The sequence below is a fragment of the Paraburkholderia graminis C4D1M genome, from assembly GCF_000172415.1.
Lineage (GTDB): Bacteria > Pseudomonadota > Gammaproteobacteria > Burkholderiales > Burkholderiaceae > Paraburkholderia > Paraburkholderia graminis.
The window spans coordinates 179,549-192,766 of record NZ_ABLD01000005.1; the positions used below are offsets into that span (position 1 = coordinate 179,549).

The 13,218-nt window shown below is 64.4% G+C and carries 10 protein-coding genes and 1 pseudogene; 8 read left to right on the plus strand and 3 right to left on the minus strand.

Annotated features, from left to right (window positions below):
* Nucleotides 1–10: 10 nt before the first annotated feature.
* Both BGRAMDRAFT_RS11170 and BGRAMDRAFT_RS11175 read right to left on the minus strand, forming a co-directional pair.
* Nucleotides 11–1,741: a glycosyltransferase family 39 protein gene (locus tag BGRAMDRAFT_RS11170; protein ID WP_006048840.1), complete on the minus strand. Its 1,731-nt coding sequence runs from the start codon at nt 1,739–1,741 to the stop codon at nt 11–13.
* A 163-nt stretch (nt 1,742–1,904) separates the two neighbouring features.
* Nucleotides 1,905–2,279 carry an Mth938-like domain-containing protein gene (locus BGRAMDRAFT_RS11175; RefSeq protein WP_006048841.1) on the minus strand — a complete coding sequence of 125 codons (375 nt, stop codon included), beginning with the start codon at nt 2,277–2,279 and terminating at the stop codon, nt 1,905–1,907.
* Between the two features lie 419 nt (nt 2,280–2,698).
* On the opposite strand from BGRAMDRAFT_RS11175, the gene BGRAMDRAFT_RS11180 reads away from it, so the two are divergent.
* The 6 genes and pseudogenes from BGRAMDRAFT_RS11180 (at nt 2,699) to BGRAMDRAFT_RS11205 (ending at nt 9,001) form a co-directional block, all read left to right on the plus strand.
* A complete protein-coding gene (locus tag BGRAMDRAFT_RS11180; RefSeq protein WP_006048842.1) occupies nt 2,699–3,961 on the plus strand; it encodes a pyridoxal phosphate-dependent aminotransferase in 1,263 nt (420 codons plus the stop codon).
* Between the two features lie 94 nt (nt 3,962–4,055).
* A pseudogene (locus tag BGRAMDRAFT_RS11185) lies at nt 4,056–5,386 on the plus strand (homoserine dehydrogenase).
* 7 nt (nt 5,387–5,393) lie between these two features.
* The gene (gene thrC / locus BGRAMDRAFT_RS11190; protein WP_006048845.1) at nt 5,394–6,845 is read left to right on the plus strand and encodes a threonine synthase; all 1,452 of its coding nucleotides are present in this window, start codon (nt 5,394–5,396) and stop codon (nt 6,843–6,845) included.
* A gap of 123 nt (nt 6,846–6,968) precedes the next feature.
* Nucleotides 6,969–8,225 carry a molybdopterin molybdotransferase MoeA gene (locus BGRAMDRAFT_RS11195; protein ID WP_006048846.1) on the plus strand — a complete coding sequence of 419 codons (1,257 nt, stop codon included), beginning with the start codon at nt 6,969–6,971 and terminating at the stop codon, nt 8,223–8,225.
* 24 nt (nt 8,226–8,249) lie between these two features.
* Complete coding sequence (moaD, locus tag BGRAMDRAFT_RS11200) at nt 8,250–8,507, plus strand: molybdopterin converting factor subunit 1 (protein WP_006048847.1); 258 nt, start codon at nt 8,250–8,252, stop codon at nt 8,505–8,507.
* Between the two features lie 17 nt (nt 8,508–8,524).
* Nucleotides 8,525–9,001, plus strand: a complete 477-nt coding sequence (locus tag BGRAMDRAFT_RS11205; RefSeq protein WP_006048848.1) for a molybdenum cofactor biosynthesis protein MoaE — start codon at nt 8,525–8,527, stop codon at nt 8,999–9,001.
* A gap of 36 nt (nt 9,002–9,037) precedes the next feature.
* Here BGRAMDRAFT_RS11205 and BGRAMDRAFT_RS11210 read toward each other — a convergent pair whose 3' ends face one another.
* Entirely contained in the window at nt 9,038–9,580 is a 543-nt protein-coding gene (locus BGRAMDRAFT_RS11210) for a group III truncated hemoglobin (protein WP_006048849.1), read from the minus strand.
* Nucleotides 9,581–9,889: 309 nt separating this feature from the next.
* Here BGRAMDRAFT_RS11210 and BGRAMDRAFT_RS11215 point away from each other — a divergent pair, with 309 nt between their 5' ends.
* Complete coding sequence (locus BGRAMDRAFT_RS11215; RefSeq protein ID WP_006048850.1) at nt 9,890–10,399, plus strand: Rrf2 family transcriptional regulator; 510 nt, start codon at nt 9,890–9,892, stop codon at nt 10,397–10,399.
* A gap of 132 nt (nt 10,400–10,531) precedes the next feature.
* Nucleotides 10,532–13,129 (plus strand): ATP-dependent chaperone ClpB, encoded by a 2,598-nt coding sequence (gene clpB, locus BGRAMDRAFT_RS11220; protein WP_006048851.1) that lies wholly within the window; start codon nt 10,532–10,534, stop codon nt 13,127–13,129.
* Nucleotides 13,130–13,218: the final 89 nt, after the last annotated feature.

Genomic DNA, 13,218 nt, shown 5'->3' on the forward strand with positions numbered 1-13,218 from the left:
TGATATGGGGTCACTGCTGCGGTTTTTCCAGCGCCGCGGCCGCCGCGCCCGCCGTTCCCGCCGCGAGCGGCTTCATCACGACGACGCGGCGCGAATCGCGTGCGATGACCTGCATCGGCAGGCCCTGCTTGAGAAGCGTGTCGTAGGTGGACGGCGGAATGAGCGCGAGCGCGTAGCGGTCGGCCTTCCAGCGCTCGACCCATGCCTGCACCGAAGGCAGCCATTTCTGCGGTTCCACCGAAACGCCGAACGCCAGTTCGTCGGGATGCTCGACCATCGTCATCGTATGGCCGATGTAGAACGGCAACGTGTGATCCAGCACGCCGACCGAGTAAAACGGCGTGTCGGCAGGCAGTTTCGCCATTTGCGCCTTGATCGCGGGCGCGAGCGGCGCGCCGGAACTGAGGCGGCCGAACACGTCGTGGCCCGTGCCGGCGATCGTGCCGAGCAGCAGCCATGCCGCGCCGAAACTGGCGATGGCGCCGAGACTGCTCGCGCGGCCGCGGCGATTCAGCCACAGCGCGGCGAGCGTCAGCACGAAGGCGACGGCGAGCGCCGCGAGCACCCACGTGCGGTACTCGGCATACAGCTCGGCCGGATTGCGCGCGCTGCCGAAGCGCGGCAGGAACAGCGCGGCAAACGCGGCGACTACGAGAAACAGCACATAGCCGGTCAGATGGCGGCGCAACTGCTCGCGCGTGACGAGCGGCAGATACATGCCGATCAGCAGCGCGATGGCCGGCGCGATCGGCAGCGTGTACGACAGCAGCTTGGAGTGCGACGCGCTGAAGAACAGGAAGATGAAGCCGGTCCAGACGAGCATCATCGTGACGGGCGCGAAGCCGTTCGGCTGACGCGGCAGACGCCACGCGTGACGCACGCTTTGCACCGTCACCGAAAGCCACGGCAGGAAACCGATAATTAGCACCGGCACAAAGTAGTAGAACGCTCCGGGGCGGTTCTGCTCAGGCGTCAGATAGCGCTTGAACTGCTGGACGATGAAAAAGAAATTGAGGAATTCCGGATTGCGCTGCTGCACCAGCACGAACCACGGCGTGACGATCGCGAAGAACACGATCAGGCCGCCGATCAGATGCAGACGCTTCCACACCACCCAGTCGCGCGCGATCAGCGTGTAAAGCACCAGCACCGCGCCCGGCAGAATCACGCCGACGAGACCCTTGGACAGCACAGCGAGCGCCATCGAGCCCCAGCACAGCCACATCCAGCCGCGCTCGCACGAAGTCTTGAGGTTGGGGCGCTGCGCGAGCAGCAACGCGCAGAGCGTGAGCTCCATCCAGAACGACAGGCCCATGTCGAGCGTGTTGAAGTGGCCCATCAGGTTCCAGTACGGCGAGGTCGCCAGCACGAGCGCGGCGAACACGCCGGTCGCCGCATTGAACACGCGCGCGCCGGTGTAGCCGATCAGCAGCACGCCGGCAAAGCCGGTCAGCGCCGTATAGAGCCGCGCCTGCCATTCGCCGATGCCGAACCACGCGAACGTCAGCGCGTTCGCCCAGGTTTGCAGCGGCGGTTTCTCGAAGTACTTGTAGCCGTTGTAGCGCGGCGTGATCCAGTCGCCGGTGACGAACATCTCGCGGGCCATTTCGGCGTAGCGGCCTTCGTCGCTCGGCAGCAGATGGCGCCAGCCGAGCGGCACGAACCAGATGACGGCAAGGGCGAGCACCAGCAGCAGGATGGCGGTGCGGTTGAGCGGTAGCCTCGACGGCGTATCGTTCATGGATTCAAACCTTTCTGGCGACGCCGCTCGCGCGGCGCCGCGTTGTTATTCGGAGATGGCGGCACGCAGCCGGCCTCGCGCGGATGGCGCGCAGTGTACGTGATCGGGCGTGACGCGGCGAGGGCGAGCCTGGGCGCGCGCGGGAGGCGCGTCGGCTGCCGCGCTAGCCTTCGATCAGCAGCGCAGCCGCAACCTTGCGGCCCTCGGCCATCAGAATGTTGTACGTGCGGCAGGCGGCCTTGAAGTCCATGGTTTCGACGCCGATGCGCTTCGCGGTGAGCGCCGCCGTCAGGCGCGGATGCGGAAAGCGCAGCCGCTCGCCGCTGCCGAATATCACGACCTCGGGCGCGGGCTCGACCAGCATCGCGAAAAGCTCGGCGCTCAACTGCTCGAAAGACGTAACCGGCCAGGGGATGACAGGCGCGTCCGGCAGCACGAGAAGGCTGCCCGCGTGACGCACCAGATTGATTTCGACATAGCCGGCGCCGTAACCGGTGACGGTATTGAGGGCGCCGCTGGAATCCTGATGTAATTTCAAATTCGTTTTCCGAAGTCGTCGCGAGACATCATGCGTGTTGAAGGCCTGATCGCACGAGGGGCGAGCAGGGCGGTTCTACACGAGTGGGACAGGAAAGGGCCCAAAAGGCTCCCGTTACGCCTGGTGCATTGCGGAAGTCGGCCAAAATCCGCTAAATTATAACTTTTTAGCCGCCTCGCGGCGCCCCTGCTCATGCGCCGTCACAAGTGGCGCTAGGGTTCGGGGTGCGACCCACCGGCTACCTACCTGGTTCCGCCCGCTTTCGTCCACCATGGGCGGCCCGACCCCGGGCGGCCCCGCGGCGTTGCCGCACCCGAATTCCGCAATCGGCGAGCCTGCCCGGTCCGTCGATTTGTTCGCCCGAGCCGGTTGGCCGAGCCGTTCGCCGCCAGCCCCGAGCTCAAGCCTTGAAGCCCTCAATGCCCTTTAACCAGGATGAAGTGCCCGCCGTGAAACCGATTCTCAAATCCAACAAGTTGTTGAATGTCTGCTACGACATTCGCGGGCCCGTCCTCGAACATGCGAAGCGGCTCGAAGAAGAAGGCCATCGCATCATCAAGCTGAACATCGGCAACCTGGCGCCGTTCGGCTTCGAAGCGCCGGACGAAATCATTCAGGACATGATCCTGAATCTGCCTGGTTCGTCCGGTTACTCGGACTCCAAGGGCGTGTTCGCCGCGCGCAAGGCGATCATGCATTACACGCAGCAAAAGGGCGTGCACGGCGTCGAGCTGGACGACATCTACATCGGCAATGGCGCGTCCGAGCTGATCGTGATGGCGCTTCAGGGGTTGCTGAACGACGGCGACGAAGTGCTGCTGCCCGCGCCCGACTATCCGCTGTGGACGGCCGGCGTGAGCCTCGCGGGCGGCACGCCCGTGCACTACATCTGCGACGAATCGAACCGCTGGATGCCGGACCTCGACGACATCCGCGCGAAAATCACGCCGAATACGCGCGCGCTCGTCGTCATCAATCCGAATAACCCGACCGGCGCGCTGTATTCCGACGAACTGCTGCTCGGCCTCATCGAAATCGCGCGCCAGCACGGCCTCGTGATTTTCGCCGACGAGGTCTACGACAAGATTGTCTACGACGGCAAGACGCACACGTCGATGGCCGCGCTGTCCGAAGACGTGCTGACCGTCACGTTCAACAGCCTGTCCAAGAGCTACCGCTCGTGCGGCTACCGCGCCGGCTGGATGTTCATTTCGGGTCTCACCGGCGAAAACCGTCGCAACGCGAAAGACTACTTCGAAGGGCTCGGCATTCTCGCTTCCATGCGCCTGTGCCCGAACGTGCCCGGCCAGTATGCGATCCAGACCGCGCTCGGCGGCTATCAGAGCATCAACGACCTGATTGTGCCGAGCGGGCGCCTCTACAAGCAGCGCGAGCTCGCGTACGACATGCTGACGCGATCCCGGCGTGAGCTGCGTGAGCCGAGCGCGCTCTACATGTTCCCGCGCCTCGATCCGAAGATTTATCCGATCGAGAACGACCAGCAGTTCATCCTCGACCTGCTGCTGGAGGAGCGCGTGCTGCTCGTGCAGGGCACCGGCTTTAACTGGAAGACGCCGGATCATTTCCGCGTCGTGTTCCTGCCGAACGTCGACGATCTGGCCGATTCCATCAACCGGATCGCGCGCTTCCTCGACGGTTATCGCAAACGTCACACGGCGTAGCGCACAATACGGTGCGCAACGCGTGATCTGTCCGCTGCGCGCACCGGCCAACCGGCACCCGAATTCCCTTAATCACTACACGACACCACGCTGCATGGAACCGATCAAAGTTGGACTGCTGGGCTTCGGCACGGTAGGCAGCGGCACCTTCACGGTACTGCGCCGCAATCAGGATGAAATCAAACGTCGCGCGGGCCGCGGCATCGAGATTGCGCGCATCGCCGTGCGCAATCCGGCCAAGGCGACGGCGGCGCTCGGCGCGCAAGCCGCGAGCGTCGCGCTGACCGACGACTTCAACGCGGTGGTCGACGATCCGTCGATCGACATCATCGCGGAAATGATCGGCGGCACCGGCGTGGCGCGCGACCTCGTGCTGCGCGCAATCGGCAACGGCAAGCACGTGGTCACGGCCAACAAGGCGCTGCTCGCCGTGCACGGCACCGAGATCTTCGAGGCGGCGCGCGCGAACGGCGTGATGGTCGCGTTCGAGGCGGCGGTCGCGGGCGGCATCCCGATCATCAAGGCGCTGCGCGAAAGCTTGACGGCCAATCAGATTCAGTACATCGCGGGCATCATCAACGGCACGACGAACTACATTCTTTCGGAATGCGCGACCGCGGGCTCGACTTCGCGACCGCGCTGAAGGCCGCGCAGGAATTGGGCTACGCCGAAGCCGACCCGACCTTCGACATCGAAGGCATCGACGCCGCGCATAAGGCGACGATCATGAGCGCGATCGCGTTCGGCGTGCCGGTGCAGTTCGACCGCGCGTATGTGGAGGGCATCAGCAAGCTCGCCGCGATCGACATCAAATACGCCGAGGAACTCGGCTATCGCATCAAGCTGCTCGGCATCGCGCGCCGTACCGACAAGGGCATCGAATTGCGCGTGCATCCCACGCTGATCCCGGCCAAGCGGCTGCTCGCCAACGTGGAAGGCGCGATGAACGCGGTCGTCGTGCACGGCGACGCGGTCGGCACCACCCTTTACTACGGCAAGGGCGCGGGCGCGGAGCCCACGGCGTCGGCGGTCGTCGCCGATCTGGTCGACGTGACGCGCCTGCACACGGCCGACCCCGAGCATCGCGTGCCGCATCTGGCTTTCCAGCCGGACCGTCTGTCGAACACGCCGATTCTGCCCATCGACGAAGTGACGAGCGGCTATTACCTGCGTCTGCGCGTTGCCGACGTGACCGGCGTGCTGGCTGACATCACGCGCATTCTGGCCGACACGGGTATCTCGATCGACGCGCTGCTGCAGAAGGAATCGGAGCAGGTCGACGCCAACGGCAAGGGCGAGACCGACATCATCCTGATCACGCACGAAACGGTCGAAAAGCACGTCAACGCGGCGATCAAAACGATCGAAGCATTGAAGACCGTTGTCTCGCAAGTCACGAAGCTGCGCATGGAAGCGCTGAACTAGGCCAACTATGAACTACCTGTCAACGCGCGGCGCCGGAGCCGGCGAGCGCCACACCTTCTCCGAAATCCTGCTCGGCGGTCTCGCGAAAGACGGCGGCCTCTATCTGCCGGCCGACTATCCGCGCGTCAGCGCCGACGAACTCACGCGCTGGCGCACGCTGCCGTACGCGGACCTCGCCTTCGAAATTCTGTCGAAGTTCAGCGACGACATTCCCGCCGAAGACCTGCGCGCGCTCACGCGCAAAACGTACACGGCGGCCACGTACAGCAACGTGCGCGACGACGAAAGCGCCGCGCAGATCACGCCGCTCAAAACGCTTGGCGTCGAAAACGGCGCGCCGCTGTCGCTGCTCGAATTGTCGAACGGTCCGACGCTCGCGTTCAAGGACATGGCGATGCAGTTGATCGGCAACCTGTTCGAATACGCGCTCGCGAAGCATGGCGAAACGCTGAACATTCTCGGCGCGACTTCGGGCGACACCGGCAGCGCCGCCGAATACGCGATGCGCGGCAAGCAGGGCATTCGCGTGTTCATGCTGTCGCCGCACAAGAAAATGAGCGCGTTTCAAACCGCGCAGATGTACAGCCTGCAAGACCCGAACATCTTCAATCTCGCGGTCGAGGGCGTGTTCGACGACTGCCAGGACATCGTGAAAGCGGTGTCGAACGATCACGCGTTCAAGGCGCAGTACAAGATCGGCACGGTCAATTCGATCAACTGGGCGCGCGTCGTCGCGCAGGTCGTCTACTACTTCAAGGGCTACTTCGCGGCGACGAAGAGCAACGACGAGCGCGTGTCGTTCACGGTTCCGTCGGGCAACTTCGGCAACGTGTGCGCAGGGCACATCGCGCGCATGATGGGTCTGCCGATCGAAAAGCTCGTGGTCGCCACGAACGAAAACGACGTGCTCGACGAGTTCTTCCGCACCGGCATCTATCGCGTGCGCAAGGCGGCCGAGACGTATCACACCAGCAGCCCGAGCATGGACATTTCGAAGGCGTCGAACTTCGAGCGCTTCGTGTTCGATCTGCTCGGCCGCGATCCGTCGCGCGTGCTGCAACTGTTCCGCGACGTCGAGGAAAAGGGCGGGTTCGACCTTGCGGCGAGCGGCGACTTTGCGCGCGTGAAGGAGTTCGGTTTCGTGTCGGGCCGCAGCAGTCACGACGATCGCGTCGAGGCGATCCGCGACGTGTTCCAGCGCTACGACACGATGATCGACACGCATACCGCCGACGGCCTGAAGGTCGCGCGCGAACATCTGCAGCCGGGCATTCCGATGATCGTGCTGGAGACCGCGCAGCCGATCAAATTCGGCGAAACGATTCGCGAAGCGCTGCTGCGCGAACCGGAGCGTCCGGCGGCGTTCGCGGGACTGGAGTCGCTGCCGCAGCGCTTCGAAGTGTTGCCGGCGGACGCGCAGCGCGTGAAGGACTTCATTGCCGCGAATACGGGCGCCTGAGTATCGAAGGGCGGGTCGGCGCCAGCATCGCCGACCCGACAGGGCTCGCCGTTGGCCCGCTACAATGTTCTTTTGACCAGCGGCCTGAAACCACAGATGTCCACTCCCACGCCCCGCGCTCCGATGCTCGCCACTGCCGACGCACTCGCGACCCTGCTCGGCGCCGCGCGCGCCGTCGACGGCAGCGAGTCGGTTCCGACGCTCGAAGCGTCGGGCCGGGTGCTGTCGGCCGACGTCGTGTCGCCGCTCGACGTGCCGCCCATGAACACGAGTTCAATGGACGGCTACGCGATCCGCACCGCCGACCTGACGGCTCACGTCAACCGCCGCCTGCCGGTATCGCAACGCATTCCCGCCGGCCACGCGCCCGAGCCGCTGAAGCCGGGCACGGCGGCGCGCATTTTCACCGGCGCGACCGTGCCGCCGGGCGCGGACGCGGTCGTGATGCAGGAGCAAACGGAAGCCGCCGCCGACGAAGTCACTATCCTGCACAGCCCGCAGCCGGGCGAATGGATTACCGCACAAGGCGCGGACATCCGCAGCGGCTCGGTGATCCTGCCGGCCGGCACGCGGCTCACGCCGCAGGCGCTCGGGCTCGCGGCGTCCGTCGGTTGCGCGGAACTGCCCGTGCGCCGTCGCGTGAAAGTCGCCGTGTTCTTTACCGGCGACGAACTGACCATGCCTGGCGAGCCGCTCAAGCCCGGCGCGATCTACAACTCGAATCGCTTCACGCTGCGTGGCCTGCTCGAGAAGCTCGGCTGCGAGGTGAGCGATTTCGGCATCGTCGCCGATAGTCTGGATGCGACGCGCGCCACGCTGCGCGAAGCCGCGCAGGCGCACGACCTGATTCTGACGTGCGGCGGCGTGTCGGTCGGCGAGGAAGATCATGTGAAGCCGGCCGTCGAGGCGGAAGGGCGCCTCGCGATGTGGCAGATCGCGATGAAGCCGGGCAAGCCGTTGGCGTTCGGCGCGGTGCGCCGCGGCGCGGACAGCGGCTCGGCAAAAGATTCAGCCGCGGCTCCCGCTGCCCCTTCAGCCGAGACGTTTTTCATCGGCCTGCCAGGCAACCCCGTATCGAGCTTCGTCACTTTCCTGCTGTTTGTGCGTCCGTTCATTCTGCGTCTTGCCGGCGTGCAGGCCGTCGTGCCGCGCGCGCTGTCGCTGCGCGCGGACTTCACGCAGAGCAAGGCCGATCGCCGCAATGAATTCCTGCGGGCGCGCATCAATGCCGAGGGCGGCCTCGATCTGTTCCCGAACCAGAGCTCGGCCGTGCTGACGTCGACGGTATGGGGCGACGGGCTGATCGACAATCCGCCCAATCACGCGATCAGCGCGGGCGAAACCGTGCGCTTCATCCCTTTTTCCGAATTGCTGAATTGAGGCCGGCTGAGCCGGCGGCATCCCATGAAGATTCAACTGCGATATTTCGCGAGCGTGCGTGAAGCGCTCGGCCTGGCCGACGAAACCGTCGAGGTGCCCGAGGGCATCGCGACCGTCGGCGACGTGCGCGCATGGCTGCGCGTGCGCGGCGGCATCTGGGCCGACACGCTGGCCGAAGGCCGCGCGCTGCGCATGGCCTGCAATCACGTGATGACCGACGCCGGCACGCGCATCACCGAAGGCTGCGAGGTCGCGTTCTTCCCACCCGTCACGGGCGGTTGAGCCGCAAGGAGCCCGCTATGCCCGTTCGTGTCCAGACCGAAGATTTCGATCTCACCGCCGAGGTCGCCGCGTTGCGCGCCCGCAATCCGAAGGTCGGCGCGGTGGCGTGTTTCGTCGGCACGGTGCGTGATCTGAACGACGGCAGCACCGTTGAGGCGATGGAACTCGAGCACTATCCGGGCATGACCGAGAAGTCGCTTGAAGCGATCATCGTGAGCGCGCGCGAGCGCTGGCCGGGCATCGAGGTGCTGATCGTGCACCGCGTCGGCAAGCTTTATCCGCTCGACCAGATCGTGCTGGTCGCGACCACCGCTTCACATCGCGGCGACGCATTCGCGTCGTGCGAATTCGTGATGGATTATCTGAAGACGCAGGCGCCGTTCTGGAAGAAGGAAAAAACTGAGGCGGGCGAGCGCTGGGTCGACGCCCGCGTGACCGATGACGCGGCGCTTGCGCGCTGGGGCATCGAGTCGGGCAACGGCGGGTTGGAGTAAGCGCCGGGCGCTCGCTCGGCACGGCGCCAACCGCTCTCACTCGTCCCGCGATTTACCGATAATGCGCGTCGGAAACGGTTCCCCGGCGGGCCGTTCCGGAAGATGCGGTTCGTCGTCCGCCCGAGGCCGCTTCGGCGCCACGCGTTCGAGCAACGCCTGCTGTTCCGCCGGAATCTTGTAGTCCCAGCCGAAGCGGCTTAGCTGCAAGCTCTGCGCGATACGCAGCGCCGGTTCCATGAAGCGCACGGCCGCAGCCGGCTCGTAGCGCGATTCGACGGTGTCGAGAAACAGGTACAGCCAGCGGCTGAAATGCTGCGGTTCGACTCCCTCGAGCGGCTGATGCGCCTGCTGCACATTGCCGCGGTACTGCTTCGCGCCGAGCACGAGACTCGCCCAGAACGTGCACATCTTCGGCAGATGGTCGTCCCAGCGGCCCGCGAGCGTTGCGTCGAACACCGGCCCGAGCAGCGGATCGGCGCGCACGCGGTCATAAAACGCGTACACCAGCTCGCGGATGTTCGTTTCGGTAGGCTCGGCGGCGCGCTCGACAACCGGCGCGGCCGGAAAAGACGGTTTCATGCGGGTTCCAGAAATATGCGACGATTGCGCTGCGATTCGTCAAAGCGCGCCACCGGGCGCCACCGGGCGTCCGGAACTGCCATAAAAACTACCAGTTCCGCGGAAGTCAGCTCAAAATAGCGCGCTTTTGGTGTGAATAGGCGCGGCGCGAAACGTTACCATGGCGTCGAAGGCCCGGATTCATCGATGCAGCATAATTAAACATGTGCCAACCCTGCATCTTATGGCGAAGCCGCGGCCCCCGGCAACCCTTGCATCGACGCGGTTATCCCACGGATCGCGGCTTGCGCTCATTGTGATACTGCAACCATGAGACTGACCGATTACACCGATTATTCGCTGCGCGTCCTTTTATACCTCGCTATTCGCGGCGAGGGCTTGTCGACCATTCAGGACATTTCCGACGCGTACGGCGTCTCCAAGAACCACCTGATGAAGGTGGTGCAGCAGTTGAGCGAACTGGGCTGGGTGGAAACCGTGCGCGGCCGTAACGGCGGCTTGCGGCTTGCCGAGCGCACCCGCAAGCTGACGGTCGGCGAGATCGTGCGCGCGACCGAAAGCGACTTCGCGCTGGTCGCCTGCCTGCCGGACCAGAACGGCGAACGCCGTCCTTGCGTCATTACGCCTCAATGCCGGTTGCGCAACGTGCTGGAAGCCGCGCGTAACGCCTTTCTCGCCGAACTCGATCGCCATACGATCGATGAAGTCGCGGGTCCGCAAGGGCCGCTGGCGGCCTTGCTCGGCATACGCACGGTAATCCCGGTCGTGCCGGCGGTGCCCGTCGAGCCGGCGAGCGACAACCCGCTGCCGGTCGCCTGAACGCGGCTCGCGCGAAGCGTCGCGCATTTTTCTTCGCGTGCAACGTTAAAAACTACGTCCTGAGGACAAAAAAGCGCTTGAAACCTGAATAAAACGCCTCATTTTGGTGGTAATCGAAATTGGAGGTCTCGCATGAGAATCGACAAACTCACCACTAAATTCCAGGAAGCGCTGGCGGACGCGCAGAGTCTCGCGGTCGGCCATGACAATCAATACATCGAACCGGTTCACGTCCTCGCCGCGCTCGTCGCGCAGCAGGACGGGTCCGCGCGTTCGCTGCTGTCGCGCGCCGGCGTGCACGTTCAGGCGCTGCAAACCGCGCTCGACGACGCCATCACGCGTCTGCCGCAAGTTCAGGGCACCGACGGCAATGTGCAGATCGGCCGCGAGTTGACCGGACTGCTAAACCAGGCCGACAAGGAAGCGCAGAAGCTCAACGACACGTTCATCGCGAGCGAAATGTTTCTGCTCGCGGTCGCCGACGACAAGGGCGAGGCCGGCCGCATCGCGCGTCAGCATGGCTTGTCGCGCAAGTCGCTCGAAAGCGCGATTGCGGCGGTGCGCGGCGGCTCGCAAGTGCACAGCCAGGACGCCGAAAGCCAGCGCGAGGCGCTGAAGAAGTACACGGTCGACCTGACCGAGCGCGCGCGGGCCGGCAAGCTCGACCCGGTGATCGGCCGTGACGACGAAATCCGGCGCGCCATTCAGATCCTGCAGCGCCGCACCAAGAACAATCCGGTGCTGATCGGCGAGCCGGGCGTGGGCAAGACCGCGATCGTCGAAGGGCTCGCGCAGCGCATCGTCAATGGCGAAGTGCCGGAGACGCTCAAGGGCAAGCGCGTGCTGTCGCTCGACATGGCCGCGTTGCTCGCCGGCGCGAAGTATCGCGGCGAATTCGAGGAGCGCCTGAAGGCCGTGCTGAACGACATCGCGAAGGACGAAGGGCAGACCATCGTCTTCATCGACGAAATTCATACGATGGTCGGCGCGGGCAAGGCCGAAGGCGCAATGGACGCGGGCAACATGCTCAAGCCGGCGCTGTCGCGCGGCGAACTGCATTGCGTCGGCGCGACCACGCTCGACGAATACCGCAAGTACATCGAGAAGGATGCCGCGCTCGAGCGCCGCTTCCAGAAGGTGCTCGTCGACGAACCGACGGTCGAGGCCACGATCGCGATCCTGCGCGGCTTGCAGGAAAAGTACGAACTGCATCACGGCGTGGACATTACCGACCCGGCGATCGTCGCGGCGGCCGAGCTGTCGCATCGCTACATCACCGATCGTTTCCTGCCGGACAAGGCAATTGATCTGATCGACGAAGCCGCGTCGAAGATCAAGATGGAAATTGATTCGAAGCCCGAAGAAATGGACCGGCTCGACCGTCGGCTGATCCAGTTGAAGATCGAACGCGAAGCCGTCAAGAAAGAGAAGGACGAAGCGTCGCAAAAGCGTCTGCAACTGATCGAAGAGGAAATCGAGCGGCTCGATCGCGAGTATTCGGACCTCGAGGAAATCTGGACCGCGGAAAAAGCAGCGGTGCAGGGCAGCGCGCAGTTGAAGGAAGAGATCGACAAGACGCGTGCGGAAATCACGCGTTTGCAGCGCGAAGGCAAGCTCGAGAAAGTCGCCGAATTGCAATACGGCAAGCTGCCGGGTCTCGAGGCGCAGCTGAAGGAAGTGACGCAGGCCGAGGCGAAGGAGCAGAACAATCCGACGCGTCCGCGCCTGTTGCGCACGCAGGTCGGCGCCGAGGAAATCGCGGAAGTCGTGTCGCGCTCCACCGGCATTCCGGTCTCGCGGATGATGCAAGGCGAGCGCGAGAAGCTGTTGCAGATCGAAGACAAGCTGCATGAGCGCGTGATCGGCCAGGACGAGGCGATCAGCGCGGTGGCCGACGCGATCCGCCGCTCGCGCGCGGGTCTGTCCGATCCGAACCGTCCGTACGGGTCGTTCCTGTTCCTCGGGCCGACCGGCGTGGGCAAGACCGAGCTGTGCAAGGCGTTGGCGGCGTTCCTGTTCGATTCGGAAGATCATCTGATCCGTATCGACATGAGCGAATTCATGGAGAAGCACAGCGTCGCGCGTCTGATCGGCGCGCCGCCGGGATATGTCGGCTACGAAGAGGGCGGTTATCTGACGGAAGCGGTGCGTCGCAAGCCGTATAGCGTGATCCTGCTCGACGAAATCGAGAAGGCACATCCGGACGTGTTCAACGTGCTGCTGCAAGTGCTCGACGACGGCCGTATGACCGATGGGCAAGGGCGTACCGTGGACTTCAAGAACACGGTGATCGTGATGACGTCGAACCTGGGTTCGCAGGTCATCCAGGCGATGGTCGGCGAGCCGCAGGAAGCCGTGAAGGACGCGGTGTGGACGGAGGTGAAGCTGCACTTCCGGCCCGAGTTCCTGAACCGGATCGACGACGTCGTGGTGTTCCATGCGCTCGACCGCTCGAACGTGCAGTCCATCGCGCGGATTCAGTTGCAGCGTCTGCATGACCGGCTCGCGAAGCTCGACATGCAACTGGTGGTCTCCGACGAGGCGCTCGAGCACGTGGGCAAGGTCGGCTACGATCCGCTGTTCGGCGCGCGGCCGTTGAAGCGCGCGATCCAGCAGGAGATCGAGAACCCGGTCGCCAAGCTGATTCTGGCGGGCAAGTTCGGTCCGAAGGATGTGATTCCGGTCGAACTGGAAGACGGCAACCTCGTGTTCGAGCGCGTGGTGCATTGAGCCACACGTCACGAACGATCTCACGCGCGGTAATCAAGCGCGCGTAGATGGCAAAGCGGCAACGAAGGTGACTTCGTTGCCGCTTTTTT

What these genes read in the sequence shown, in the direction of transcription:
- BGRAMDRAFT_RS11170 (WP_006048840.1), bottom strand. Translation starts at nt 1,741, where the DNA reads ATGAACGATACGCCGTCGAGGCTACCGCTCAACCGCACCGCCATCCTG.
- BGRAMDRAFT_RS11180 (WP_006048842.1), top strand. Translation starts at nt 2,699, where the DNA reads ATGCCCTTTAACCAGGATGAAGTGCCCGCCGTGAAACCGATTCTCAAA.
- thrC (WP_006048845.1), top strand. Translation starts at nt 5,394, where the DNA reads ATGAACTACCTGTCAACGCGCGGCGCCGGAGCCGGCGAGCGCCACACC.
- BGRAMDRAFT_RS11195 (WP_006048846.1), top strand. Translation starts at nt 6,969, where the DNA reads ATGCTCGCCACTGCCGACGCACTCGCGACCCTGCTCGGCGCCGCGCGC.
- moaD (WP_006048847.1), top strand. Translation starts at nt 8,250, where the DNA reads ATGAAGATTCAACTGCGATATTTCGCGAGCGTGCGTGAAGCGCTCGGC.
- BGRAMDRAFT_RS11205 (WP_006048848.1), top strand. Translation starts at nt 8,525, where the DNA reads ATGCCCGTTCGTGTCCAGACCGAAGATTTCGATCTCACCGCCGAGGTC.
- BGRAMDRAFT_RS11210 (WP_006048849.1), bottom strand. Translation starts at nt 9,580, where the DNA reads ATGAAACCGTCTTTTCCGGCCGCGCCGGTTGTCGAGCGCGCCGCCGAG.
- BGRAMDRAFT_RS11215 (WP_006048850.1), top strand. Translation starts at nt 9,890, where the DNA reads ATGAGACTGACCGATTACACCGATTATTCGCTGCGCGTCCTTTTATAC.
- clpB (WP_006048851.1), top strand. Translation starts at nt 10,532, where the DNA reads ATGAGAATCGACAAACTCACCACTAAATTCCAGGAAGCGCTGGCGGAC.